This is a genomic window from Sphingobium phenoxybenzoativorans, from assembly GCF_018286635.1.
Lineage (GTDB): Bacteria > Pseudomonadota > Alphaproteobacteria > Sphingomonadales > Sphingomonadaceae > Sphingobium > Sphingobium phenoxybenzoativorans.
Genome location: NZ_CP073910.1, coordinates 2,756,821 through 2,782,231 on the forward strand (window position 1 = coordinate 2,756,821; position 25,411 = coordinate 2,782,231).

At 63.0% G+C, this 25,411-nt stretch carries 24 protein-coding genes; 7 read left to right on the plus strand and 17 right to left on the minus strand.

Features of this window, described 5'->3' with window-relative positions; translation table 11 throughout:
* Window positions 1-72 precede the first annotated feature (72 nt).
* Window positions 73-279 (plus strand): hypothetical protein, encoded by a 207-nt coding sequence (locus tag KFK14_RS13580; RefSeq protein ID WP_070157067.1) that lies wholly within the window; start codon window positions 73-75, stop codon window positions 277-279.
* Between the two features lie 29 nt (window positions 280-308).
* Here the strand turns inward: KFK14_RS13580 and KFK14_RS13585 are convergent, their stop codons facing one another.
* Together KFK14_RS13585 and KFK14_RS13590 are read right to left on the minus strand one after the other, a co-directional pair.
* On the minus strand, window positions 309-1,040 hold the full coding sequence (locus KFK14_RS13585; protein ID WP_212611152.1) for a CDP-alcohol phosphatidyltransferase family protein: 732 nt from the start codon (window positions 1,038-1,040) through the stop codon (window positions 309-311).
* Between the two features lie 53 nt (window positions 1,041-1,093).
* The gene (locus KFK14_RS13590) at window positions 1,094-1,828 is read right to left on the minus strand and encodes a phosphatidylserine decarboxylase (RefSeq protein ID WP_212608039.1); all 735 of its coding nucleotides are present in this window, start codon (window positions 1,826-1,828) and stop codon (window positions 1,094-1,096) included.
* Window positions 1,829-2,020: 192 nt separating this feature from the next.
* Between KFK14_RS13590 and KFK14_RS13595 the strand changes: the two genes are divergently transcribed.
* Window positions 2,021-3,241 carry an NADP-dependent isocitrate dehydrogenase gene (locus KFK14_RS13595; RefSeq protein ID WP_212608040.1) on the plus strand — a complete coding sequence of 407 codons (1,221 nt, stop codon included), beginning with the start codon at window positions 2,021-2,023 and terminating at the stop codon, window positions 3,239-3,241.
* 25 nt (window positions 3,242-3,266) lie between these two features.
* On the plus strand, window positions 3,267-4,877 hold the full coding sequence (locus tag KFK14_RS13600; protein WP_212608041.1) for a bifunctional GNAT family N-acetyltransferase/carbon-nitrogen hydrolase family protein: 1,611 nt from the start codon (window positions 3,267-3,269) through the stop codon (window positions 4,875-4,877).
* Window positions 4,878-5,008: 131 nt separating this feature from the next.
* Here the strand turns inward: KFK14_RS13600 and KFK14_RS13605 are convergent, their stop codons facing one another.
* Window positions 5,009-6,226 (minus strand): FAD-dependent oxidoreductase, encoded by a 1,218-nt coding sequence (locus tag KFK14_RS13605; protein ID WP_212608042.1) that lies wholly within the window; start codon window positions 6,224-6,226, stop codon window positions 5,009-5,011.
* Between the two features lie 52 nt (window positions 6,227-6,278).
* Between KFK14_RS13605 and KFK14_RS13610 the strand changes: the two genes are divergently transcribed.
* A complete protein-coding gene (locus KFK14_RS13610) occupies window positions 6,279-8,051 on the plus strand; it encodes a cation:proton antiporter domain-containing protein (RefSeq protein WP_212608043.1) in 1,773 nt (590 codons plus the stop codon).
* Between the two features lie 8 nt (window positions 8,052-8,059).
* Here KFK14_RS13610 and KFK14_RS13615 read toward each other — a convergent pair whose 3' ends face one another.
* Window positions 8,060-8,764 carry a glutathione S-transferase N-terminal domain-containing protein gene (locus KFK14_RS13615; RefSeq protein ID WP_212608044.1) on the minus strand — a complete coding sequence of 235 codons (705 nt, stop codon included), beginning with the start codon at window positions 8,762-8,764 and terminating at the stop codon, window positions 8,060-8,062.
* Between the two features lie 194 nt (window positions 8,765-8,958).
* Between KFK14_RS13615 and KFK14_RS13620 the strand changes: the two genes are divergently transcribed.
* Window positions 8,959-9,156 carry a hypothetical protein gene (locus KFK14_RS13620; RefSeq protein ID WP_070157073.1) on the plus strand — a complete coding sequence of 66 codons (198 nt, stop codon included), beginning with the start codon at window positions 8,959-8,961 and terminating at the stop codon, window positions 9,154-9,156.
* An 18-nt stretch (window positions 9,157-9,174) separates the two neighbouring features.
* Here the strand turns inward: KFK14_RS13620 and alaS are convergent, their stop codons facing one another.
* The 10 genes from alaS to dapA form a co-directional block, all read right to left on the minus strand.
* A complete protein-coding gene (alaS, locus tag KFK14_RS13625) occupies window positions 9,175-11,829 on the minus strand; it encodes an alanine--tRNA ligase (RefSeq protein ID WP_212608045.1) in 2,655 nt (884 codons plus the stop codon).
* A 126-nt stretch (window positions 11,830-11,955) separates the two neighbouring features.
* Window positions 11,956-13,224, minus strand: coding sequence for a M24 family metallopeptidase (locus KFK14_RS13630; protein WP_212608046.1), 1,269 nt, complete (start codon window positions 13,222-13,224; stop codon window positions 11,956-11,958).
* Complete coding sequence (locus KFK14_RS13635; RefSeq protein WP_070157083.1) at window positions 13,211-13,837, minus strand: glutathione S-transferase family protein; 627 nt, start codon at window positions 13,835-13,837, stop codon at window positions 13,211-13,213. The genes KFK14_RS13630 and KFK14_RS13635 overlap by 14 nt, the downstream gene beginning before the upstream one ends.
* On the minus strand, window positions 13,834-14,676 hold the full coding sequence (locus tag KFK14_RS13640) for a class I SAM-dependent methyltransferase (RefSeq protein ID WP_212608047.1): 843 nt from the start codon (window positions 14,674-14,676) through the stop codon (window positions 13,834-13,836). Before KFK14_RS13640 ends, KFK14_RS13635 begins: the two co-directional genes overlap by 4 nt.
* A gap of 223 nt (window positions 14,677-14,899) precedes the next feature.
* Entirely contained in the window at window positions 14,900-15,976 is a 1,077-nt protein-coding gene (recA, locus tag KFK14_RS13645) for a recombinase RecA (RefSeq protein ID WP_070157077.1), read from the minus strand.
* Window positions 15,977-16,095: 119 nt separating this feature from the next.
* Window positions 16,096-16,458: a response regulator gene (locus KFK14_RS13650; protein ID WP_212608048.1), complete on the minus strand. Its 363-nt coding sequence runs from the start codon at window positions 16,456-16,458 to the stop codon at window positions 16,096-16,098.
* Between the two features lie 85 nt (window positions 16,459-16,543).
* Window positions 16,544-18,970, minus strand: a complete 2,427-nt coding sequence (locus KFK14_RS13655) for a hybrid sensor histidine kinase/response regulator (protein ID WP_212608049.1) — start codon at window positions 18,968-18,970, stop codon at window positions 16,544-16,546.
* A gap of 33 nt (window positions 18,971-19,003) precedes the next feature.
* On the minus strand, window positions 19,004-19,597 hold the full coding sequence (locus tag KFK14_RS13660; RefSeq protein WP_212608050.1) for a DUF2062 domain-containing protein: 594 nt from the start codon (window positions 19,595-19,597) through the stop codon (window positions 19,004-19,006).
* A 2-nt stretch (window positions 19,598-19,599) separates the two neighbouring features.
* The gene (gene smpB / locus KFK14_RS13665) at window positions 19,600-20,082 is read right to left on the minus strand and encodes an SsrA-binding protein SmpB (RefSeq protein ID WP_070156495.1); all 483 of its coding nucleotides are present in this window, start codon (window positions 20,080-20,082) and stop codon (window positions 19,600-19,602) included.
* A 43-nt stretch (window positions 20,083-20,125) separates the two neighbouring features.
* Entirely contained in the window at window positions 20,126-21,004 is an 879-nt protein-coding gene (gene dapA / locus KFK14_RS13670) for a 4-hydroxy-tetrahydrodipicolinate synthase (protein WP_212608051.1), read from the minus strand.
* A 94-nt stretch (window positions 21,005-21,098) separates the two neighbouring features.
* On the opposite strand from dapA, the gene KFK14_RS13675 reads away from it, so the two are divergent.
* On the plus strand, window positions 21,099-23,204 hold the full coding sequence (locus tag KFK14_RS13675) for a lytic transglycosylase domain-containing protein (RefSeq protein ID WP_212608052.1): 2,106 nt from the start codon (window positions 21,099-21,101) through the stop codon (window positions 23,202-23,204).
* Window positions 23,205-23,322: 118 nt separating this feature from the next.
* Entirely contained in the window at window positions 23,323-23,805 is a 483-nt protein-coding gene (gene greB / locus KFK14_RS13680) for a transcription elongation factor GreB (RefSeq protein ID WP_212608053.1), read from the plus strand.
* A 12-nt stretch (window positions 23,806-23,817) separates the two neighbouring features.
* On the opposite strand, the gene KFK14_RS13685 is transcribed toward greB, so the two are convergent.
* The 3 genes from KFK14_RS13685 to KFK14_RS13695 all read right to left on the minus strand — a co-directional run bounded on the left by KFK14_RS13685 (window position 23,818) and on the right by KFK14_RS13695 (window position 25,294).
* A complete protein-coding gene (locus KFK14_RS13685; protein WP_070156491.1) occupies window positions 23,818-24,021 on the minus strand; it encodes a hypothetical protein in 204 nt (67 codons plus the stop codon).
* Between the two features lie 105 nt (window positions 24,022-24,126).
* Complete coding sequence (locus KFK14_RS13690; RefSeq protein ID WP_212608054.1) at window positions 24,127-24,528, minus strand: response regulator; 402 nt, start codon at window positions 24,526-24,528, stop codon at window positions 24,127-24,129.
* 154 nt (window positions 24,529-24,682) lie between these two features.
* Window positions 24,683-25,294, minus strand: a complete 612-nt coding sequence (locus KFK14_RS13695) for a superoxide dismutase (RefSeq protein ID WP_212608055.1) — start codon at window positions 25,292-25,294, stop codon at window positions 24,683-24,685.
* Window positions 25,295-25,411: the final 117 nt, after the last annotated feature.

The following is a 25,411-nucleotide window of genomic DNA, read 5'->3' on the forward strand; positions in this document are numbered from 1 at the left end:
ATGACGGATTTACGCGATTTACGGCACATTGTCGGCAGATGGTGTATCCGGCAGGATGAAAGGCTAAATAAAATGGTCGCTATCGTTGCAGCCCTTGTGTTCGCCGCCGCTTTTGCCCTGGCCGTGGGCACGATGACCTTCATGTTCGTCACCTATCGCGACAAGATGGTCGCAGCCCTGCTCTATCAGCCGGAACCGGCGCCTCAGCCCAGCTACTCTGTCGCCATCCTGCGCACGCGCCGCACCGTGATGGACGCACAGTTCGCCCTCGCGGCGTAAAGTTTAGCCCTGGGGAAAGGCTGACTTAATCAGACCACCGGCTTTGCCGCGATCGGCTTTGCGCGACGGACGCGGGCATAGCTGATCATGCCGAACGGGATCAGCAGGATATAGACGCCGCTGATTGCGAGCAGCGTCAGCCAGGGGTTGGTCATCAGCAGCGCGGCCAGCAAACCGGCGAGAGCGATCGCCTCCAGCCGCACGGTCTTGCGGAGCCGGAGCGCGGTCCAGCTATAGGTCGCGATGCTGGAGATCATCAGGAACGCGACAAATACCGCCCATGGCGCAACCACATACCAGGCGCGGAAAATATCCAGGCCGGTAACGAGCCACAGATATAAGGGCATGAATGTAAGCCCCGCGCCGGCTGGCGCCGGCACGCCGGTCAGAAAGCCCGCCGATTTATGCGGCTGCTCATCGGCATCGATATTGGCGTTGAAGCGCGCAAGCCGGAGCGCGCAGGACAGGGCATGGCACAGCGCGAATATCCATCCGGCCTGCGGCATGGCCTGCAGGGACCAGAGATAGAGGATCAACGCGGGGGCGACGCCGAACGCGATGACGTCCGACAGCGAATCCAATTCCGCCCCGAACCGGCTTTCCCCGCGCAGCATCCGCGCGATCCGCCCGTCCAGCCCGTCCAGCACGCCGGCAATGATGATCGCAGCGACCGCCCGCTCCCATTCCCCGGAAATGCCGTAGCGCACACCGGTCAGGCCAAAGCACAGGGCCATGGCGGTCACGGCGTTGGGCGCGACCATCCGCAGCGTTATGCCGCGGCGCAGTCCGCGGGGAATGGCGCGCCGCCGTCTCGTCACTGAAGCACGCCCGCCAGGCCCTGCCCGTCGCCAAGCCGCGCAATGACAGTCTCGCCCGCCACAGTGCGCTGCCCCAGCACGACCTTGGGCATGGTTCCGGCGGGGAGATAGACATCCACCCGGCTGCCGAAACGGATGAGGCCGATACGCTGGCCTGCGGCAACAATATCGCCGGGCTTCACAAAGGGCACGATCCGGCGGGCGACCAGGCCGGCAATCTGCGTGAAGCCGATTCGCACGCCATCGTCCCGCTCGACCAGGATATGCTGGCGCTCATTATCCTCGCTCGCCTTGTCGAGATCCGCGTTGATGAACTTGCCGGAGATATAGACGACCGATTTCACGGTGCCGGAAATGGGCGTGCGGTTGATGTGCACGTCGAACACGCTCATGAAAATCGACACCCGGACCATGGGATCTTCGCCCAGCCCCTGCGGCCCCGCCATTTCGCGCGGCGGCGGCACCTGCTGGATCAGGGTCACCAGCCCGTCGGCCGGCGCGATCACCAGCGCATCGTCGCGGGGCGTCGCGCGAACCGGATCGCGAAAAAAGGCCAGAACCCAGATAGTAACGCCAACCATTGGCCAGCCGAGCCAGGGCCAGCCCAGGATGAATATCAAAGCGGTGATCGCCGCGGCGATGGCGGCGAATTTGCGCCCCTCCGGATGGACGGCGGGGAAGCGCCACTTGACGCCGCCACCCGCGGCCATCGTGATTTCGTTATTTTCCATGCCCGGTCTTTACGGCCTCATATCCGCACTGACAACGCCGCCACTGCCTCATATATCCGAGATATATTCGAGTATGCCGCCCGCTATGCCGCAATGCCGTAAAATAGCGTGTGGAAAGGTTGAATATCGGCCGCGCTTTGCCTAGACGCCGGTGCATCCCATCCCCAGGCATAGAGAAAGCGGATACAGCGCATGGCGAAGATCAAAGTGAAAAACCCGGTCGTCGAGATTGACGGCGACGAGATGACCCGGATCATCTGGGAATGGATCCGCGAGCGCCTGATCAAACCCTATCTCGATATTGACCTGAAATATTACGACCTGAGCGTCGAGAAGCGCGACGAGACCAACGACCAGATCACCGTCGATTGCGCCAAGGCCATCCAGCAATATGGCGTCGGCGTGAAGTGCGCCACCATCACGCCGGACGAAGCCCGCGTCGAGGAGTTCAAGCTCAAGAAAATGTGGAAGTCGCCGAACGGCACCATCCGCAACATCCTGGGCGGCGTGGTTTTCCGCGAACCGATCGTCATCAAGAATGTGCCCCGCCTGGTGCCTGGCTGGACCGACCCGATCGTCGTGGGCCGTCATGCGTTCGGCGACCAGTATAAGGCGACCGACTTCCGCGTCCCCGGCCCCGGCAAGCTGACGCTGGTGTGGGATGGCGAGAATGGCGAGAAGATTGAGGAGGAAGTATTCCAGTTCCCCTCCGCCGGTGTCGCGATGGGCATGTATAACCTCGACGATTCGATCCGCGATTTCGCCAAGGCGAGCATGAACTATGCGCTCGACCGCAAGTGGCCGCTCTATCTTTCCACCAAGAACACGATCCTGAAGGCCTATGACGGTCGCTTCAAGGACCTGTTCCAGGAAGTGTTCGACGCCGAATTTGCCGACAAGTTCAAGGCAGCCGGCATCGTCTATGAGCATCGCCTGATTGACGACATGGTCGCCTCCGCACTCAAGTGGAGCGGCAAGTTCGTCTGGGCCTGCAAGAATTATGACGGCGACGTGCAGTCCGACACCGTGGCGCAGGGCTTCGGTTCGCTGGGCCTGATGACCTCGGTCCTGATGTCGCCGGACGGCAAGACGATCGAGGCGGAGGCCGCGCACGGCACCGTCACCCGTCACTACCGTATGCACCAGCAGGGCAAGTCGACCTCGACCAACCCCATCGCCTCCATCTTCGCCTGGACCCAGGGCCTGTCGTTCCGCGGTAAGTTCGACGACACGCCCGATGTCGTGAAGTTCGCCGAGACGCTGGAGGCGGTCTGCATCAAGACGGTCGAGAATGGCGCGATGACCAAGGATTTGGCGCTGCTGATCGGTCCGGATCAGGCATGGATGACCACGGAGCAGTTCTTCGAGGCGATCCGCGTCAATCTGGAAGCCGAAATGGCCTCATGGAACTGATTGCCGCAAAGGCGATTATTTCAGCATGACAACGACCGGACGGAAGCGCCTTGATGTTCGCAATGCGGTTCCGTCCGACGTCCGGGCGATCATCCGGCTGATCGATCGCGTCTACCCGGATATGCCCAGCTACGCTCCCGCTATGGTGCGGGGGCAGATCAACAATTTCCCGGAAGGCTGCTTCGTCGCGCTCTACGACAATCGCGTCGTGGGCTATTGCGCGACGATGCGGGTCAGCAAGACCATGGCCTTTTCCCCCCATGACTGGGAGGAGATCACCGCCAACGGTTTCGGCACGCGGCACAGCGCGGCGGGCGAGTGGCTCTACGGCTATGAAATGGCGGTGGACCCGAAACAGCGCGGCCTGCGCATTGGCCAGCGTCTCTATGACGAACGCAAGGAACTAGCCGAGCAATTGGATCTGCACGGCATCGTCATCGCCGGCCGCATGCCCGGCTATGCCCGCGCCCGCCGGAAAGTTTCCGGACCTGACGATTATCTGCATCAGGTGGTCACGGGAAAGCTGCCCGATCAGGTCATCAGTTTTCAGTTGAAAAACGGCTTTGAGCCTCTTGGTATCCTGCTGAAATATTTGCCGGAGGATAAGGCGTCGGCGGGCAACGCAGCCCACCTCGTCTGGCGCAATCCCTATGTCGACCCGGATGAAGCGCCGGAAATGCGGGTACCGCGCGGCGTCGAAAGCGTCCGCCTCGCCACCTGCCAGCTTCAGGCGCGCGCGGTCGGCGATTTCGACGAATTTATCCGCAACGTCGAATATTTCGTCGATGTCGCGGCGGACTATCGTTCCGACTTCATCGTATTCCCGGAATTGTTCACGCTGCCGCTGCTGTCGTTCGAAACCAAGAAGCTTTCACCGCCTGAGGCCATCGACCGCCTTACCGCCTACACGCCGCGCCTGACCAAGGAACTTGGACGGATGGCGCTGGAATATAATATCAACATCATCGGCGGCTCCCACCCGACCCGCACCGATGACGGCGACATCCAGAATGTCGCCTATGTCGCCCTGCGCGATGGATCGATCCGCGCGCAGGAGAAGATCCACCCCACGCCCAACGAGGCCTTCTGGTGGAACATCAAGGGCGGGGATTCGCTGGACGTCATTCAGACCGACTGCGGCCCAATAGGCGTCCTCATCTGCTATGACAGCGAGTTTCCGGAACTGGCCCGCCGCCTGGTGGATCAGGGGGCGCGCATGATCTTCGTGCCCTTCTGCACCGACAGCCGGTCCGGATATATGCGCGTGCGCTATTGCGCGCAGGCGCGGGCGATTGAAAATCAATGCTATGTCGTAATGTCCGGCAATGTCGGCAACCTGCCGAACGTCGACAATATGGACATCCAGTACGCGCAAAGCTGCATCCTGACGCCCTGCGACCTGCCCTTCGCGCGGGACGGCATCGCGGCGGAGGCAAGCGAGAATGTCGAGACGCTGACCATCGCCGACGTCAACCTGGCCGATCTGAGCTGGGCGCGGGCGGAGGGCACGGTGCGCAACCTGCGCGACCGGCGGTTCGACCTTTATCATATCGATTGGGACAGCAATCCGGGCGCGCATGCGCCGAGCGGCGGGCCTGTTCCGGCTGGCGGACATAACTCGCCGGGCGGCGGCTAATATCTGTGTAGGGGAGCGCGCTCCTGCGGAGGCAGGAGCCCAGTTCAGACGGCGGGATTGGCCTCCTGCTTTCGCAGGAGCACACTGTGAACGAACATGTGCGGTGTGCCAGATTCACACCGCGATACGCCCTAACTCAGCCCCGCATTCGGCGATCGTATATGCTCCCGCCGGACGCCCAGGCCCAGCACCCGCGCCGGAATAGCCTGCAACGCTGGATAACGGTCCAGCATGCGCAGCGCCAATGGGGGGCGCTCCAGCCGCGCCTCCGGCTTCAGCAAAGCGCCGATGATATTGTCATGCGCCATCTTCTGAATGCGCTGGATGACGCGGGTCGGGAACATCCGGCGTTGCTGCACCTTTGCCAGCAAAGGATCAGGGTCGCCCCCCGAAGCCAGCGTTTCCGCCAATATGTTGGCCGCCGCAACAGCGTCCTGCACCGCCAGATTTATGCCGACGCCGCCGACGGGCGACATCGCGTGCGCTGCATCGCCGATGGCGAGCAGGCCGGGACAGTGCCAGCGGGTCAGCCTGTCCAGCGACACGGTGAGCAGCTTCACCTGATCCCAATCCTGCAGCGCATCGAGGCCAGGCACCAGTTCCGGCACCAACTGTCCGATCTCGTCGCGAAACGCCGCCAACCCCCTTGACCGGACGGCATCCGCCTGCCCCTTGGCGAAAACATAGGCGGCCTGCCAATAATCGCCCCGGTCGATTAGCGCGATGATGCGCCCGGCCTCAAAGACGCCGGTCGTGCGATTGTCTCCCGGCTGTTTGGGCACGCGGAACCAGAATACGTCCATCGGCGCGCCCAGATCCTCCCGCGGCAGGGCGGCCGCATCCCGCAACACGGACCGCCGCCCGTCCGCGGCGATGACCAGCCGGGCGGGAATATGCTCGCCATCGGCAAGCGTCACGCCGTCCACCCGCCCGGCCGGGTCGAACGTAGCGCCTGTCGCTTCCGCTTCCATACGGAGCGAAAAACTGGGCAGCCGCCGCGCCTGATCCGCCAGAAAATCAAGAAAATCCCATTGCGGCATCAGGGCGATGAATTTGCTCTGCACCGGCAGCCGGGAAAAATCCGCGATATGGATGCTTTTCCCGGCCACCCGCCCGGTCAATGTCGATACCTCGTCATGCGGCCGCGCGAGCAGTCCGTCGACCAGACCAAGCTCCCTGAACAGTTCCAGCGTAGAGGGATGAACCGTGTCGCCCCGGAAGTCGCGAAGGAAATCCCGATGCTTTTCCAGCACCAAAGTCTCCACCCCGGCGCGCGCCATCAGATATCCCGTCATCATTCCGGCGGGTCCGCCGCCGACAACGACAATTTTTCCTGCATTCCGGGCCATTTTTCTTCCCTCCGCTACTGACACATAGCGCTGATGCTGATCTAATGCAGCGATGGCATTTGAATTGGACAATAAGGGGTTCAGCGACGCGCTGGTCATTCTCGGCGCGGCTGGTCTGGTCATTCCCGGTTTCGCGCGGTTCCGGATCAGCCCGGTCATCGGGTTCATCCTTGTCGGCATCCTTGTGGGTCCGGCCGGTCTCGGATCGCTGGTCGGGACATATCCCTGGCTTTATCATTTCACGATATCCGATCCGCATTCGATAGAACCCTTCGCCGAATTCGGCATCATCCTGCTGCTATTCTCCATCGGTCTGGAACTGAGTTTCAGGCGCTTATGGTCGATGCGGCGGCTCGTGTTCGGCGTAGGCGCGGCGGAATTGCTGGGCAGCGGCGCCATCCTGGCGATCGGTCTCTATTTTCTGGGGCAGCCGCTGGCGGGCGCGATAGGCCTTGGCCTGGCGATCGCTCTCTCCTCAACGGCGCTGGTGCTGCCAATGGCGGGCACGCAAAGCCCGGTCGGCCGATCCGCCTTTTCCATGCTGCTGTTCGAGGATCTGGCGCTGGTCCCGATCATCTTCATGCTGGGCGCGCTCGCGCCCACCGCATCGGACGCAGGTTTCGGCAATCTGGTCGAAACGCTGATCAAGGGCGGCATTACCGTCGCCATCATGCTGGTCGCGGGCAAATATCTGCTGACCCACATCTTCAGTCAGGCGGCGCGGACCAAAAGCCCGGAAGTTTTTCTGGCCGCCAGCCTGCTGGTCGTCATCGTTTCCAGCATGGTGACATCGCTGGTCGGTCTGTCCCCCATCGTCGGCGCGCTTCTCGCGGGGCTGCTGATCGCCGAAACTGAATATCATGGCGAGGTGGAAATCATCACCGCGCCGTTCAAGGGGCTGGCGCTGGGCGTTTTCCTGCTGACCGTGGGGATGAGCCTGGACATGCGGGTCATCCTGGCAAACTGGCCGATGCTGGTGACGGCGGTCATCGGCGTGGTGATCGTCAAGACCGTGGTAACCGCCCTGCTCCTGCGTTTCTCCGGCGCCCGGCGCGCCGTGGCGCTGGAGGTCGGCTTGCTGATGTCGAGTCCGTCCGAGACCACGCTGATCGTGCTGTCGGCGGCCTCTGCGGCGCAGTTGATCCTGCCCTCCACGGCTGCTTTCTGGCAGATCGTGACCGCCATCGGCCTCACCATCACACCCCTGCTTGCCCACCTGGGCCATGACGTCGCCCGCCGGATCGACCTTGCCAGCGGCGAGGAACCCCCGCCCATGGGCGATGACGGCAGCCGGCCGGCCGCAGTGGTGATCGGTTTCGGGCGCGTCGGCCGAATGGTCTGCGACCTGCTGAAAACCCACAACCAGCCCTTCGTCGTCGTGGAATCCGACGCCGATGTGGTCGCCGAAGGGCGACGGGGCGGCTATCCGATCATGTTCGGCGACGTGTCGCGGGCGGAGATGCTGGACAAGCTGCGCCTGGGCCATGCCCGCGCGCTGATCCTGACGATGGACGATCCGGTCCTGTCGATCCGGGTGACAAAGCGGGTGCGCGGCTGGGTGCCTGACCTGCCCATCATCGCCCGCGCCCGCGACCCCGACCATGCGGCCCAGCTCTACAAAGCGGGCGCAAGCGATGCGGTCCCGGAAACGCTGGAAAGTTCGCTGCAGCTTGCGGAGACGGCGCTGGTCGATCTTGGCGTCGCAATGGGGCCGGTGATCGCGTCGATCCACCAGACGCGGGAGGATCTGCGGCAGGAGATCAAGGAAGCCGGAGAGCTGGATTCCGCGCCCCGCCTGCGGCGTTTGCGCGAAAATGAAGCCTGAACGCGAGATCAAGCCCGCTTGGGAATATCCAGACCCCGCAGGACCGCAGGCCGGGCCAGGCCGCGCTCAAGCCAGGCGGGGACATGCTTCAGGCTTGCATAATCGACCAGTTCGCCCGCCTCATAGAAGCCCACCAGATTGCGGACCCAGCCAAGCGTGGAAATATCAGCGATGCTGAACGCATCGCCCATGATCCAGGATCGATCCGCCAATCGATCCTCCAACACGCCGAGCAAGCGTTTTGACTCCGTGACATAGCGCTCCAGGGGACGCTTATCCTCGATCGCCTTGCCCGCAAATTTGTGGAAGAATCCGATCTGTCCGAACATCGGTCCGATGGCTGCGTTCTGAAAAAATACCCACTGGATGGTTTCATAGCGCAGGGCGGGATCGGCGGACAGGAATTGCCCCGTCTTATCGGCAAGATAGATCAGGATCGCACCGGATTCGAACAGGGCCAGCGGCTTTCCGCCTGGCCCGTCCGGGTCGAGTATCGCGGGAATCTTCCCATTGGGATTGAGGGACAGAAACTCCGGCGTCCAGCTCTCATTCTTGGTGATATCAACCAGATGCACCTCATAGGGCAGCCCGGTTTCCTCCAGCATGATCGAGACCTTCACGCCATTGGGCGTCGGGAGACCATAATATTGCAGCCGATCCGGATGGGCGGCGGGCCAACGGGCAGTGATCGGGAAAGCGGAAAGGTCTGACATATGCTGCTCCATCAGCCGGCGACCCGTCAACAGATAGGGTTCCGGCATTCCTCAGCAACCCCAAAGCCCGAAACACAGGATTAACAATATTGGTCCGTTCCGGAGAAAATGATGCTTTCCAGTAAGTTAATTATGTTGCAGTGCAACAAATCCTTCTCCGATATGTTATCACCCCATCAAACGGGGAGATTATCATGGAATATCAGATTGGCGCGCCATCGCAGGCATGTTTCGACGTCGAGGCGTTCACCGCCATGCTCCGAGCCGATTTCGGCGCTGCGTCCGTGACGCTCGCTCATCAGTTGCTGGCGACGGCGCAGGGTGACGCCCGCGTCAACCTGCAACGGGTGATCGCGGCGCTGATGGCTGACGAAACGGCGCAGCAATGCTGACCCGCAGGGAAGGCGCGATCAGGCGGGAACCTTCAACAAGGCGGCCTTGACGGCCTCGATCGCGGCATCGGCCTTGTCGCCGTCCGGCCCGCCGCCCTGCGCCATGTCGGGGCGGCCGCCGCCGCCCTTGCCGCCAAGCGCCTCCACGCCCGCACGCACCAGATCAACGGCGCTGATGACGCCCGACAGATCATCGGTCACGCCCACGGCGATGCTTGCCCGTCCGTCCGTGACGGCGATGATAGCGGACACGCCCGACCCCAGCTTCTGCTTGTTACCATCAACCAGGCCACGCAATTCCTTGGGGTCGAGGCCATTGACGACTTGCCCCAGGAAGCTGACCGCGCCGACCTGCTCCGGTCCCGCCGCCGCCGCAGAACCGCCGCCGCCAAGCGCCAGCGCCTTCTTCGCCTCAGCCAGTTCGCGCTCCAGCTTGCGGGTCTGTTCCACCAGCGCGGCGATGCGCGACGGCACATCGTCCGGCGCAGTCTTCAGCGTCGCCGCCGCCTGCCGCAACCGCTCGTCGCGATCGGCCAGCCACAGCCGCGCCGCCTCGCCGGTCAGCGCCTCGATCCGGCGGATGCCGCTCGACACGGCGCTCTCCGAAATGATCTTGAACAAGGCGATGTCGCCGGTGGCGCGGACATGGGTGCCGCCGCACAGTTCGACCGAATAGTTGTTCTCGTCCGTCTTGCCCATCGACAGCACGCGAACCTCGTCGCCATATTTCTCGCCGAACAGCGCCATGGCGCCCGCCGCGACGGCGTCGTCCGGCGTCATCAGCCGCGTCGTCACTTCGTCATTATGGCGGATCTGCGCATTCACATCGGCTTCGATCTCGGCGATCTGGGCCGGGGTCAACGCTTCGGGGTGGGAGAAATCAAAGCGCAAGCGATCCGGCGCGACCAGGCTGCCCTTCTGGGTTACATGCCCACCCAGCCGGTTGCGTAATGCCGCATGGAGGAGATGCGTGGCGCTGTGGTTGGCGCGCACCCGGTCGCGATGGTCGACATCGACAACCAGTTGCACCGTGTCGCCCACCTTGACCGTGCCCGCCTTCACCACCGCCTTATGCCCGTGCAGGCGGCCAAGCGGCTTGGAGGTGTCGGTCACTTCGGCGAGCAGCCCCTCCAACGTCGATATCGTGCCGATATCGCCCATCTGGCCGCCGCTTTCGCCGTAAAATGGCGTCTGGTTGGTCAGGATCGTGACGGTATCGCCCGCCGAAGCGCTATCCACGCGCGCGCCGTCCTTCACCAGCGCGACGACCTGACCCTCGCCCTTGGTGGAGGTGTAGCCGGTAAACTCCGTGCTGCCCTCGCTCTCGGCTATGTCGTACCAGACTTCCTCGGACGCTTTGTCGCCCGACCCCTTCCACGCCGCCCGCGCCGCAGCCTTCTGGCCGGCCATGGCTGCGTCGAAACCGGCGCGGTCGACCAGCAGGCCCTGCCCGCGCAGCGCATCCTCGGTCAGATCATAGGGGAAACCATAAGTGTCGTAGAGCTTGAAGGCCGTCTCACCTGGCAGGGTATCGCCATCGCCCAGCCCGGCCGTCGCTTCATCGAGCAGCTTCAGGCCGTTTTCCAGAGTCTTGCGGAACCGGGTCTCCTCACGGAGCAGCGTCTCTTCGATCAGCGGCTGCGCACGCACCAGTTCGGGATAGGCGCCGCCCATTTCGCTGACCAGACCGCCGACCAGGCGGTACATCAGCGGCTCTTTCGCGCCGATGATATGCGCATGGCGCATCGCCCGCCGCATGATCCGGCGCAAAACATAGCCGCGCCCTTCATTGGCGGGCAGCACGCCGTCAGCGATCAGGAAGCCGGACGAGCGGAGATGGTCGGCGATCACACGATGGCTCGCCTTATGCTCGCCCGCCGTGTCGGTTTTGGTCAGCGCCCCGCTTTCCGCGATCAGCGCCTTGAACGTGTCGGTGTCATAATTGTCGGTGACGCCCTGCATGACGGCGGCGATGCGCTCCAGCCCCATGCCGGTGTCGATCGACGGGTGGGGCAGGTCGCGGACGATCTCATTCGCCTCCTGCTCATATTGCATGAACACCAGGTTCCAGATTTCGACGAAACGGTCGCCATCCTCCTCCGGCGATCCCGGCGGGCCGCCCCAGATATGGTCGCCATGGTCGTAGAAGATTTCGGAGCATGGCCCGCACGGACCGCTGTCGCCCATCGCCCAGAAATTATCCTTGGTGGGAATGCGGATGATCCGCGCCTCCGGCAACCCGGCGATCTTCTTCCACAGCGCAAACGCCTCATCATCCGTGTGATAGACGGTGGCGGTCAGCCGGTTCGGGTCGAGACCCCAATCCTTGGTCAGCAAGGTCCAGGCATGGGTGATCGCCTGTTCCTTGAAATAGTCCCCGAAGCTGAAATTCCCCAGCATTTCAAAGAAGGTATGGTGGCGCGCCGTATAACCCACATTGTCCAGGTCATTATGCTTGCCGCCTGCGCGCACGCATTTTTGCGACGAGGCCGCCGTGCTGTAGGGGCGCTTTTCGAGGCCCGTAAAAACATTCTTGAACGGCACCATGCCCGCATTGACGAACATCAGCGTCGGGTCATTATGCGGCACCAGCGGCGCGGACGGCACCGGGGTATGGCCGGTCTTCGCGAAATAGTCGAGAAAGGAGCGGCGAATGTCGTTTGTTGAGGTCATGCGCCGGATTTAGGGAAGTGTTTCGCGCTGCACAAGCGGGCGTTTCACGCCCAGCCGTGCGGCTGTGGCGGCGAAAGCACATCCCGTCCCCTGCCCTTCACGCCGCCGTTCATCCGGGGTTCCGATTCACCCCGCCAGCGCATCGATTGAAGCGGGCGGTTTGGAGAACCAGACCGGCCCTTCTCCCGTCATGTGGAAACAGTCCTCCAGCCGTACGCCGAAGCTGCCGGGAATGTAGATCCCCGGCTCATTGGAAAAGCACATGCCGGGCGCAAGCCTGGTGGTTTCGCCGCGCACCAGATTGACCGGCTCATGCCCCTCCATGCCGATGCCATGTCCGGTGCGGTGGGACAGGCCCGGCAACTTATAATCCGGCCCATATCCAAGGCCCTGATAATATTGACGAACGGCGTCATCCACCGACCCCGCCGGCGCGCCCGGCCGCGCGGCGGCGAAGGCGATCTGCTGCCCCCTCGCCACCTGCTCCCACACCTTGCGCTGCTCGGCGGTAGGGTCGGCGCCGACGACGAACGTGCGGGAGACGTCCGACTGATAGCCTTCCACGGTGCAGCCGCAATCCATGAGGACGATATCGCCCGCTTTCACCACCTGCGGCTTGTCGCTGCCATGCGGATAGGCCGCCGCCTCGCCGACCAGCACCAGCGAAAATTCGGGACTGCCGCCCAGCGCTTTCGTCGCCGCGGTCATCAGCGCGCCTATGTCCTTTGGCGTCATGCCCACGCGCACCAGCGGTATCGTCCAGCGATAGGCGGCGATTGTGACGTCAGTCGCGGCCTGCATCAGGGCGATTTCAGCCGCCGTCTTCACCATGCGGCACCCCCGGACCACAGGGTTGGCGGACACCAGCCGCGCTTTCGGCAGGGCGGTGCGTAATCCGTCAAAGGCGAAGAAACGCGCCGTCTCCTCGATCCCGATCGACGCCGCGCCAAGGCCCTGACCGGTCAGGACCGCCGCCGCGAGCGCGAGCGGGCTTTCATCCTCCTGCCAGACGCGAATATCCGCCGGGATGCCAAGCGATTGCTCGACGGACGGCTTTTCGAAAAAGGGCGTGATGATCACCGGCGTCCCTTCCGCCGGAATGATGGCGGCGGTCAGCCTTTCGCTGCGCCACCAATGGACGCCCGTGAAATAGATAAGGCTTGCGCCCGGCTCAATCAGGATCGCGCCGATGCCGTTGGCCTTCATCAGCGCCTGCGCGCGGGTCAGCCGCGCCTTGCGCTCGTCGGCGCTGATCGGCGCGACGCCGCCCGTGACGGGCTTCAGCTCCGCCGCTCCATTGTCTCCGGCAAGCAGGAGGCGGGGCATCCCGGCGGCGATCGCGCAGCCGGAGAGACCAGCGATCTGCAGCAGCCTCCTGCGATCAAGCATAAGCATAAGGGCCTCCCTTCGACAGCGCCGCCCGGTAAGCGGGCCGGGCGTGCATGCGTTGCAGCCAGTCATGCAGGCGCGGCCGCGATCCGTCCAGACCGCCGCGTGCGGCCGACGCCTCCAGCGGGAAGCTCATCATGATGTCGGCGGCGGTGAACTCGTCGCAGGCGAAGTGCGCCCGCGCCGCAAGTTCGGTCTCCAGCCAGTCCAGATGCTCGTCCAGCATGCCCTGGATCGCGCCCTTTGCCGGTTTGCCAAGCAGGCCCAGACGATTGACGACGAGCAGCGCCAGCAGCGGCGGCATCATCGATCCTTCGGCATAATGCAGGAACTGCCGGTATCGCAGCACCGTCTCGCGATGCGGCGGCGGCCCCAGCCTGCCATCCGCCTTTTCCACCAGATATTCGACGATCGCGCCGGTCTCGGCAAGGATCAGGCCGTCATCCTCGATCACCGGCGATTTGCCCAGCGGATGCACCGCCTTCAGCTCCGGCGGGGCGCGCATCGTGCGGGGATCGCGCTCATAGCGCTTGACCGTGTAGGGAAGCTCCAATTCCTCAAGCAGCCACAGCACGCGCTGGGAGCGGCTATTTTCCAGATGATGGACAATGATGGTCATGCCGATGCCTTTCGCGCTGTCCATATCCAGGCGGCTGCGGGAAACCGCACCACGCCTCCGGCGAGATGCGCGGCGCAGAAATCCTGCAGCCGCCGTAGGAAGGTCGCGCGCGCCTCGCCCGAAATCGACGCCAGGGCGCGAGCGGCGGGGCCGATCCGCTGGAAATAGGACATGGCGTCGGCGACGGGGTCATGGCCCGCGCCTGCGACATAGGGGAAGTCCACCGGCTCGGCGGCGGCCTGGGTCCATCCCGACGCAGCCAGTAGATGCTCGACATGGGCGGGATCGGCAAAGGCGAACGGCCCCGGCGCGCCAGGCGGTGGAACCGGGGCGGTCATATCAGGCAGCAGCGCGCCGATCCCGCTCGCCCAGCGATTTTCCTCGACGCTGCGAAAGCAGGAGAAGATCAGGCTCGCTCCGGGCCTTGCGCTTTGCCGGAGATTTTCGAACGCCGCGACAGGATCATCGAAGAACATGACGCCATGCCTGGAAAACAGCATGTCGGGAACAAAAGCCGGGTCGCGCCACCGGCTGGCGTCGGCGACGGCAAAGGCGATGCGCGGCGCGCCCCCGGCCCTTGCACGGGAAATGCCGACCAATGCCTCCGATATGTCGATACCCAGCAACCGGGCTCCGGATACGCCATCGGCAAGGGCCAGCGTCGTGCTGCCTGCGCCGCAGCCGATATCCAGAATGGCCCGTACATCGTTGCGATAAGCGATATCGACTGCACGATCGATCAGCAGGCGGTGCAGCCCTTCAAATGTCCGGTCGGTTCGAAGCCATTCATCGGCCCAGACATCGCCTGTCTTGCCCTGCCAATCCTGCATGAGAGTCATAGGTCATGCCTTTCCGCGCCGGGTAGCCGAGGCGAGGGATGCCTGAGCAGCCTCTGTATGACAATGGCTCTTTCCCGAAAGTGAGCTGGGCCGGGCAATAGCGGGACGATAAAAGGCCCGCCGGCTGGGGTAGCGCGGGCGGGCCTTTTCGGATCGTGAAGCCTGAAGGTCAGGCGAAACTGCGGTACGTCATACCGGCTGTACGGGCCGGCGGCGCGTTCCGCTATTCGCCGTCATCCTCCGCTTCGGGTCCTGTCATCATCGCTTCCGCGACGGCTTCCGTCTTGGCCCGCACCGCCTTTTCGATGCGGTCAGCCATTTCCGGATGTTCCTTGAGGTATATCTTGGCGTTCTCGCGACCCTGCCCGATGCGGACAGAATCGCAGGAGAACCATGCGCCGGACTTCTCAACGATTCCCGCCTTCACGCCCAGATCGAGTATCTCGCCGATCTTGGAAATGCCCTCGCCATACATGATGTCGAATTCGACCTGCTTGAACGGCGGAGCGACCTTGTTCTTCACCACCTTCACCCGCGTCGCATTGCCGACAATATCGTCGCGATCCTTGATCTGGCCGGTGCGGCGAATGTCCAGACGGACGGAGGCGTAGAATTTCAGCGCATTGCCGCCGGTCGTGGTTTCCGGGTTGCCGTACATCACGCCGATTTTCATGCGGAGCTGGTTGATGAAGATCACCATGCAGCGCGAACGGCTGATCGAACCGGTCAGCTTGCGCAGCGACTGGGACATGAGGCGCGCCTGCAGGCCGACATGGCTGTCGCCCATCTCGCCCTCGATTTCCGCCCGCGGCACCAGCGCCGCCACGGAGTCCACCACCAGCACATCAATGGCGTTGGAGCGCACCAGCGTATCGGTGATCTCCAGCGCCTGTTCACCGGTGTCGGGCTGGGAGACGATCAGTTCGTCGATATTGACGCCCAGCTTCTTGGCGTAAACCGGATCCAGCGCATGCTCGGCGTCGACAAAGGCGGCCGTACCGCCATTCTTCTGCGCCTCTGCAATGACATGCAGCGCCAGCGTCGTCTTGCCGGAGCTTTCCGGCCCATAGACCTCGATCACGCGGCCACGCGGCAAACCGCCAACGCCCAGCGCGATGTCGAGGCCAAGCGATCCGGTCGAGATCGCCTCCACCTGCATGGTTTCCTTCGAGCCCAGCTTCATTGCCGAACCCTTGCCGAAGGCGCGATCGATCTGGGCGAGCGCCGCCTCCAATGCTTTCTGTCTGTCCATTGTCCCCGTCTTCTTATCGGAATCGATGAGTTTCAGCATTGCGGTCATCGGCCTATCCCCTGTCAAGCGGATCACGCCATTATCGGCGTTCAAATAGCGATGTACCGGATTTGTTCACTTGGAACAATAGGAGAACGAAAATTATTTACGCTGCGTCCAAACGGCCGCTACCCAGCCGTTTCCAGCAGTTTTTCTAGGACGCGCTCGACCGAACCCATGGTGAACGGCTTGGCCAGCGTCATGCGGTCGGCAAATTGCGTCGGCACATCGTCCGCGCTGCCGCCGGTGGCGAATACGAACGGAATCCCCCGCCCGGCGAGTATCTCAGCGACCGGCCATGATTTTTCGCCGCGCAAATTGCAGTCGAGCACGGCGGCGTCGAACTCCGCGTTGCGCGCCAGATCGCATCCTTCCTGCAATGTTCCGGCAACGGCGTGGAGACGATAGCCGAGCGCGTCGAGGAAATCCTCCAGCATCATGCCGATCATGGCTTCGTCTTCAACGACAAGAATCGACTTGGCAGCGCTCATAGGCCCCTGTTGCATGCCTGTCCTTGACATTGGGCTAACGCAAAGCCGACGGCATTCCTAGTCTTTTCAGCTTGATCCAAATATATCAGGAAACAGCGGCGCCTGCGCCCATCGCGTCGCGCGCGGCCTCCGCCAACTGGCTTACTGAGAAAGGCTTGGGCAGGAAAGCGACATTGGCGATGTCGATCGATTTCCGAAGCTGCTCCTCGGCATAGCCGGACATGAACAGCACCGGCAGGTCGGGATGCGTCTTGCGCGCATGGCTGACCATTGTCGGCCCGTCCATATTCGGCATGACGACGTCGGAGATCAGCAGGTCGATGGTCTCTCCACCCCGCGCCAGCACCTCCAGCCCCTGTTCGCCGTCGGCGGCGGTCAGCACCGTATATCCCTGCCGGCTGAGCGCGCGCTCCGCCACGGCGCGGACCATATCCTCATCCTCGACGAGCAATATGGTGCCGGTGCCCCATGTCTCGCCGCGCTTGTCGGCGATGCGCGGCTTGTCCGCTGTCCGTTCGGGCGTCACGGCGGCGTGCACCGGCAGGTAGATCACGAAGCTCGCCCCGCGCCCGGCCTCGGATTCGGCGAAGATGAAGCCGCCCGACTGCTTCACGATGCCATAGACCGTCGACAGGCCCAGTCCCGTGCCCTTGCCCACTTCCTTCGTCGTGTAGAAAGGCTCGAAAATCTTGGAGATGACGTCAGGCGGAATGCCATGCCCGGTGTCCGACACCCGGAGCGCCGTGTAATCGCCGATGGGCAATATGTCGCTCCGCATCTCACGGACGCGCGCCGCCGGAACCGCATAGGTCTGGATATTGACGGTGCCGCCATTAGGCATGGCGTCGCGCGCATTGACGGCCAGATTGACGATCACCTGCTCCAACTGGCCGGGATCGGCGCGCACCGGGCCAAGGCTGCGGCCGTGGCTGACCTCCAGCTTCACATTCTCACCCAGCAGCCGGTTGAGCAGGTTGGATACGTCGGCCACAATATCGGGAAGCTGCAGCACCTGCGGCCGCAAGGTCTGCTGGCGCGAGAATGCCAGCAACTGCCGGGTCAGCCCCGCCGCGCGGTTGCTGTTCGACTTGATCTGCTGGATGTCGTCATAATCGCTATCGCCGGGCGTATGGCGCATCAGCATCAGGTCGCAATGGCCGATGATGGCCGTCAGGATATTGTTGAAATCATGGGCGACGCCACCGGCAAGCTGGCCGATCGCCTGCATCTTGGTCGCCTGCGCCACCTGCCGCTTCAGCTTCGATTCCTCGCTATTGTCCTTCAGGCTGAGCAGCACCGCCGCCTCACCCAGCCCGCGCACGCCCGCCATGCTGAGCGCCACCGGCTCGTCGGGCTGCGCCCGCATGCGGATGGCGATATCGCCCGACATTTGCGGGCCAACGGCATAGCGGCGCACGGAGTCGGCGACCACCGCCTGATCCTCGCGCACCACGATGTCGCCGGGATAGGCGGGCTTCTCACCCGGTTTCACGCCCGCCGCCCGCGCAAAGGCGTCGTTGAGGAACAGCACGCGCCCATCCCTGTCCGCCATTGCCAGGCCGAAAGGCAGCAGGGAAAGCAGGGTTTCTATGTAGGAAAGCGCCGAAGTCCCGTCTCCCGTCGCCGCGCCGCCCGGCTTTTCGTCTATCAACAGGATCAGGCGCGGCCCCTCCGTCGATCCCGGCTTCAGCGGCACCTGCAAAAGACGGATCGGAACGACGCCCCGCTCCTCTCGCGCGAAAAATACCTGGCCCTTGCCGTCGACCCGCAGATAGGAGGCGAAATCGCGCCCGGCGACATTGGCGTCTATCCGCCCCGCCGCGCGCAGAAGGAAGGCGCCATTGGCGGCCCGCACCCGGCCCTCGCCGCCAATCATCGCGGCCATCACCCCCGCCTCGGAAAGCTGCCAGCCCGCGTCTCCGGTCAACAGCCGGTTGAAATCGTCCAGAATGCTCGCATGCTTTACGGGGGTGAAGCGCCAGAGCAGATAATCGTCCGACCGTCCGGTGCGGCAGATATCTGCGTCGATCCGCAACGCGCCCTTGCCAACACCCTCCACCCGGCCTGTTCCGTCCCGCCAGCCCGCGCGGCCCGCGCTGGACAGCCTGTCCGCATCGCCCTCATCCACGGGCAGATGCGGCGGCGCCGGATAGCCGGGAAACCATTCCCCATACAGATCGCTGGCGCAGACGAGGCGACCCGCCCGGTCGGTAATGGCGATAGCGACTCCAGAGGCGTCGGCGGCGGCCCGCGCAATGGTCCAGTCCGGCACAGCGTCGGCATCGGCGGAGGGCGGCGAAAAATTGCGGGTGAAGATATAGGCAAGCGCGCCTGCGCCGATCAGCGTCGCCGCAAAACCCGCAGCCAGCGCAGCCTCTCCAACGGCAAACCAGATGATCGCCGCACAGCCGGCGGCGGCCAGCAAAATCAGGGGCAACTGGCCCCATGCCGTCCGCTGCGCGGTCAACGCGACAATGTCATCCTTGCGTGGTGCCGCGCCTTGCCCGGCCATGCCCGCATCCCCCGGAAGAAACAGATCAGGCGGTCAGACCGCCGCTCTTTTCTCTATTGCGCCCGTTTCGGCGTGCTTGCCAATCCTCAATTTGCGCGCATGCCATTTGCGCCCCATGCGCGCGCGCCAGAACCAGATGGAGAGGAAATAGCCCACGGCCGCGCAGGCGGCGGAGATGATCAACAGGCCAAAAAGCAGGGCGGGCGCGGCTTCGGAGAACAACCATGCGCACCAGCGCCCAATGCCCGCGCCTTCATGAAACAGCGCCATCAGGCCGGACAGATCGGCGCTGCGCCCCAGGGTGATATTGCCGACATACACCGACGCCCACAGGATGAAGGGCGTCGTCGCGGGATTGCTAAGGAAGGTCATGGCGGCCGCCACCGGGATATTCGCCCGGAACGGCAGGGCAAGCAACGCCGCGCCGACAATCTGCAGGCCGGGGATCAGCAGGAATATGCCGACGAACAGGCCCAGCGCCACGCCGCGCGGCACCGAACGGCGCGTAAAGCGCCAGAGCGACGGTTCCAGCACCCGGTGCGCGACCGGCGCAAGGAAGCGGTTATGCTCCAGGGATTCGCGCGTCGGCGCGTTTTCATGCCACCAGCGGGTCAAACGATTGGTCACGGTCAGCCACGATCCTTCATGATGCGCGCCTGGTCGCGTTTCCAGTCGCGTTCCTTGATCGTCTCCCGTTTGTCCTGGGTCTTTTTGCCCTTGGCCAGCGCGAGTTCGACCTTCGCCCTGCCCTTGCTGTTGAAATAGACCATCAGCGGCACAAGCGTCATGCCCTGCCGTGATACCGCACTATGCATTTTAGTAATCTCGCGCTCGTGGAGCAGCAGCTTGCGCGGCCGTTTGGGTTCATGATTTTCGCGATTGCCGTGACTATATTCGGGGATGTTGCTGTTCACCAGAAACACCTGATTGCCCTTCACCTCGGCATAGCTTTCGGCGATCGACCCCTCGCCGCCGCGCAGCGCCTTCACTTCGGTTCCCTGCAGAGCGATGCCGGCCTCGAACGTGTCATCGATGAAATATTCGAAGCGCGCGCGCCGGTTCTCGGCGACGATCTTCTTCTTGTCGAAGGTTTCGGGGCGTGGGCGGGCCATTATCCAGCTATTCTCAAATCAACATGTGGTGCGGGCGTTACACTTATACCAGCCCCGCGATCTCCAGCGCCCGGTCGACTGCCGCCCTGCTCGATTCCGATGGCCAGGTAATCGGCAATCGCACCTCGTTGGGAAAATCGGGCCGGACCCTGGATAGCGCATATTTGACGGGGCCGGGTGAAGAATCGCTGAACAGGGCGTCGTGCAGCGGATAAAGTCTGTCCTGATATTCCAGCGCGCTGTCCCAATCCCCGTCGGCGCAAGACTTCTGGAACTCCGCGCACAGGCGCGGAGCGACATTGGCGGTCACCGATATGCAACCGGTTCCGCCCATCGCCATAAAGCCAAGGGCTGTTTCGTCATTGCCGGACAACTGACAGAAGTCCTTGCCGCAGGCGAGGCGCTGCGCGGTGACTCGCCCCAGATTTCCGGTGGCGTCCTTCACGCCGACGATGGACTGGAACTCCTCGGCCAGCCGGAACATCACCGGCACGCCAATGTCGGTTATCGTACGGCTCGGCACATTATACAGCACAATGGGCAGGTCGCACCGCTCCGCCAGATAGGCGAAATGGCGATATACGCCCTCCTGGTTCGGCTTGTTGTAATAGGGCGCAACCACCAGCGCCGCATCCGCTCCAGCCGCTTGCGCCGCGAACATATGCTCCAGCGCGATCTTCGTGTCGTTGGACCCGCACCCTGCGATCACGGGCACGCGCCCGGCGGCCTGCTTCACGCAGATGGCGACCACGCGGTTATGCTCCTCGACCGTCATGGTCGCGCTTTCGCCCGTGGTCCCGCAGGGTACGAGCGCTGCGCTGCCCTCGGAAATCTGCCAATCTACAAAGCCCCGAAATGCCTCTTCATCCAGCGGTCCGTCGCGAAAAGGGGTCACAAGAGCCGGTATGGAACCGGAAAACATGATAAAACTCCTTCAAAGCGCCGGACTTCGCGGGCATAAGCGGGCTGCCCCTATAGCGGCTTGTTCAGCGCCTGATAAGGAACCTATCGCCATAATGTCCAGCATGGTTTCACACGCTCCGCTGCTTCGCATTTCCGTGATCGCATTCCTGCTTTCCACGGCCTCCGCAGGGGCGCAGACGGGGGCGCCCACATCCATTCTTCCAGAGCAGATGGCGCAGCCCACCCCGGCGCCGGCGCCGCAACAGGCGCCGGGCATGGTTCAACCGGTTCCGGGAGCTGGGCAGCCAAGCCCCTGGAACCGGGCGAGCAGCCAGCTTGGCGTGCCGCGCGACGGACAGATTGTCAGCACCATCGCCCAGTGGCGCGCGCTGCAGCAAAGCGACACGCTGGGCTTTTCCACCTATGCCAGCTTCATTACGGCGAACCCGGACTGGCCGGGGCAGGACCGGATGCGCCGCCTGGCGGAAACGTCGATCAATCCCAATGCCTATGATCCCAATCAGGTCGCGGCCTTCTTCGCCCGCTATCCCGCAAAGACAGCCGTCGGCCGCGCCCGCAACGCCGTTGCCCTTTCCAGCCTGGGCCGCAGGGACGAAGCGAAGCTGGAGGCGCGGGCGGCATGGGTCGCGGGCGGCCTGACCGCCGATGACGAAAGCCGCCTGATCTCCCTGTTCGGCGGCAGCTTCACCACCGCTGACTATGACCAGCGCGCCGACGCCCTGCTTTGGCAGAAGAATACGGGCGGTGTAGACCGCATCCTCGCCTACACCTCACCCGCCCGCCGCCCCGTTTTCCAGGCGCGCTCGGCAATGCTTCGTAAGGCGCCCGACGCCGCAGCGAAAATGCAGGCCGCCGAAGCCTATGGGCAGAATGATGCGGGCTTCCTTGCGGACAAGGCGATGTGGCTGCGCGACAGCGGCAACAGCATCGCCGCCTGCACGCTTCTCGCCAACCGGCAATCCGTGTCCAACCGGCCGAGCGACGCGGAAAAATGGTATGAAGCGCTGCTGACCAATGCGCGCGCCGCCGCCAATGACAGCCAATGGTCGTTCGCCTGGGCCATCGCCAGCAAAGTGGATGACGCCTATGCGGCGGGAATAGATGTACGCGACCGGCCGATCGGCGAGCGCGACGATTATACCAGCCTCACCTGGCTCGCTGGCACGACGGCTTTCTACAATCTCAACCGGCCCTCGGACGCGCTCGGCATGTTCCAGCGTTACGCCACAGCCGCCCGCTCCCCCCAGACGATCAGCAAGGGCTATTACTGGGCCGGGCGCGCGGCGCTGGAAATGAACGACAAGGCGCGCGCCAATTCTTTCTTCGCTCAGGCTGCCGCCTATCCTGACCAGTTTTATGGCCAACTCGCGCTCGAACGGCTGGGCCGCCCGATTCCCGCGCCCGCCATGATCGACCGCCCGGTCGAAATCAGCGCGGCGGACCGCTCAGCCTTCGACAATCGCAGCGTCGTGCGCGCCGCCAAGGCGCTGGGCACGATGGGTCTTTATGAGGACCAGAGCAAATTCCTGCGCGCCATCGCCGCCAGCGCGGAAACCGACAAGGGTCATTTCATGTCTGCCGAACTGGCGCAAACCCTGTCGCGCCCCGATCTCGGCGTCATGGTCGGCCGCCGCGCCATATCCGATGGCCTTTCGGGCTATGGCACGTCCAGCTTCCCGCGCATTCCCGTACCATCCGGGCATCAGGCGAACTGGACGATGATCCACGCCATCGCCAGGCAGGAAAGCCAGTTCGATCGCGCCGCCGTCAGCCATGCGGGCGCGCGCGGTCTGATGCAGCTCATGCCCGGCACTGCGGCGCAAACCGCGGGCCGCATCGGTCTAAGCTACAACGCCGGGGCGCTGACCACCGACACCAGCTACAACATCCAGCTCGGCAGCACCTATTTCCAGCAGATGCTGAACTATTACAGCGGCAGCTATCCGCTTGCCGTAGCGGCCTATAATGCCGGTCCCGGCAATGTGAACAAATGGCTGGCGGCGAATGGCGACCCGCGCATCGCCGGTTCGGACGTGCTGCGATGGATAGAGCGCATCCCCATCTATGAGACGCGCAACTATGTCCAGCGGGTGCTCGAAAACGCCATAGTCTATGACGCCATGAACCCAGCCAATGCGCGCTTCCGTGGCAGCCAGACACCGCTCAGCCGCTATCTTGGCAAGAACACGCCCGGCTGATCCGGCGGGACTTCGCAAGGCGCTTGCTTCAGACGCACATACTGCTCCTGCTCTCGCAGGAGTGCGCGCCTGCGTTCACATACTTTCGCCCAGGCGCGACAAGCTCTAATGCTCACGCATGACGACCCAGCCCAACTATATCACGCCTGCGGGCTTTGCGGCCCTGCGCGCCGAATATGATCAGCTCTTGGGCGTGGAGCGCCCCCGCATTGTCGAAGTCGTAAGCTGGGCGGCGGGCAATGGCGACCGCTCGGAAAATGGCGACTATCTCTACGGCCGCAAGCGCATGCGGGAGATTGACGGTCAGCTCCGCCGCCTGTCGAAGAAGATGAAGGACGCCAAGGTCGTCGATCCGCGCCAGCAGCCGGACAAGAGCCGCGTCTATTTCGGCGCGACGGTGACCATAGCCGATGAGGACGACAATCACCGCACCGTGACGATCATGGGCAATGACGAAGCGGATGCCGGCGCGGGACGGATCGGCTGGGGATCGCCCATCGCGCGCGCTCTGCGCGGTTCTGCGGTGGGGGATCTCCGGCGGGTGATGCTTCCCGCCGGGGAAAAGGAATATGAGGTGATCGAAATCACCTATCCGGAATAGCAGGCGCGATTCTCAACTGTCGATCGCCTTGCGCACCCGGTCGCGCACGGCCTTGATGCGGTCGGCGGCCTCGGTGAAGGTCTGCACATCGGCACGGTTGCCGTTTGCGCGCGCATCCTTCGCCGAATCCTCGTATCCCTCCAGGTCGGTATCCAGCGCGTCGCAGAGGATCTCCGCCTCGTCTTCCGTGAAGGTCAGGGTGATCTTCTTGTCCATATGGCGTCTCCTTTGCGGGCACGCCTATTGCCCCTGCCCGGCTTTTTCAATCACCGATGATGCCATATGCGCGCACCGCGCCCCGGCTCAGCGCGCGGAGGGGAATCAATGCATGGTCTGGCGCCGCGGCCCCTTGCCCAATCCCGCAGCCTCCCGAATGGCGGACAGGAAGCGGGTTTGCTCATTGATCAACGTAAGCTTTTCGAAACAGGCAGTCGCGCCAAGCTGTATGGCGAGCTTATGCTGGCGGTCATCGCCCGACACCACGACTACGCCGCATGTGTCCTTGATTGTCAGCAGTTCCAGCATCTCCAGCCCGTCGCCATCCGGCAAGTCCAGATCGAGGGTGATAACGTCGATATTGTGGTTTTGCAGCTCCTCCCACGCTTCCTGTGCAGAGGAAGCGGACGCAGCAAGGTCTATCTCGCGATCGTTCGCGAGCAGAAGTGCTATAACCTGCCGGCTCACCGATGAGTCATCGATGGCCAAAACCTTTATAAGGTTCATGACGCACCTGTCCCAAGGCGCCGCTATTGGACCTTGGGCAACAGGAATAACGCGGCAATTCCCGTCTATTTCCCTAACAAGACCAAAATGGACGCAAAAAGGCCGCCCCACATCGAGGCGGCCTTTAACTAATCCACTAGAATATTAAAAAAAATCAGCCTGCCTGATCGGCCCGGCTTACGCCTTTACCATCCAGATTCTGGGCAACAAACTCCCAGTTCACGGCATTCTTCAAAATAGTGTCCGCGTAATCGGGGCGCACATTGCGATAGTCGATATAATAGGCGTGTTCCCACACATCGAGGATGAAAAGCGGCGTCGCATCATGCGCAACCGGCGTATCGGCGTCATGATAGGAGGTGACTTCCAGCTTGCCGTCCTTCAGGTTGAGCGCAGCCCAACCACTCGCGAAATGGCCGACGGCTTCGGCCTTCAGCTTGTCGATCAGGACATCGACAGAACCGAAGCCTTCATTGATCAGATCGAGCAGCTTGCCGGTCGGCTCCTGCTTTTCGGGCGACAGGCCAAGCCAGTAGAAGCTGTGGTTCCATATCTGGCCGACCTGGTTGAACAGTCCGCCCTTTGACGACTTGATCAACTCGACCAGCGATTTTCCCTGCAATGCCGGATCGGCTGCAACCAGTTCGTTCGCCTTCACGACATAGGCGTTATGATGCTTGCCATGATGATAATCGAAGGTCTCAGGAGACAAAATCTTGCCGAAGGCGTCTTTAGCATAGGGAAGTTCGGGCAGCACAAAGGGCATGAATAAGCTCCTGTCGAGGTGGGATATGTCCGGATGAAACGGCCGGACACGGGTAAGGTTCAATCGCCCTAGCAGTGCTGCATCGCAGCAGGAAACAGGAATATCCGATGAAGTGCG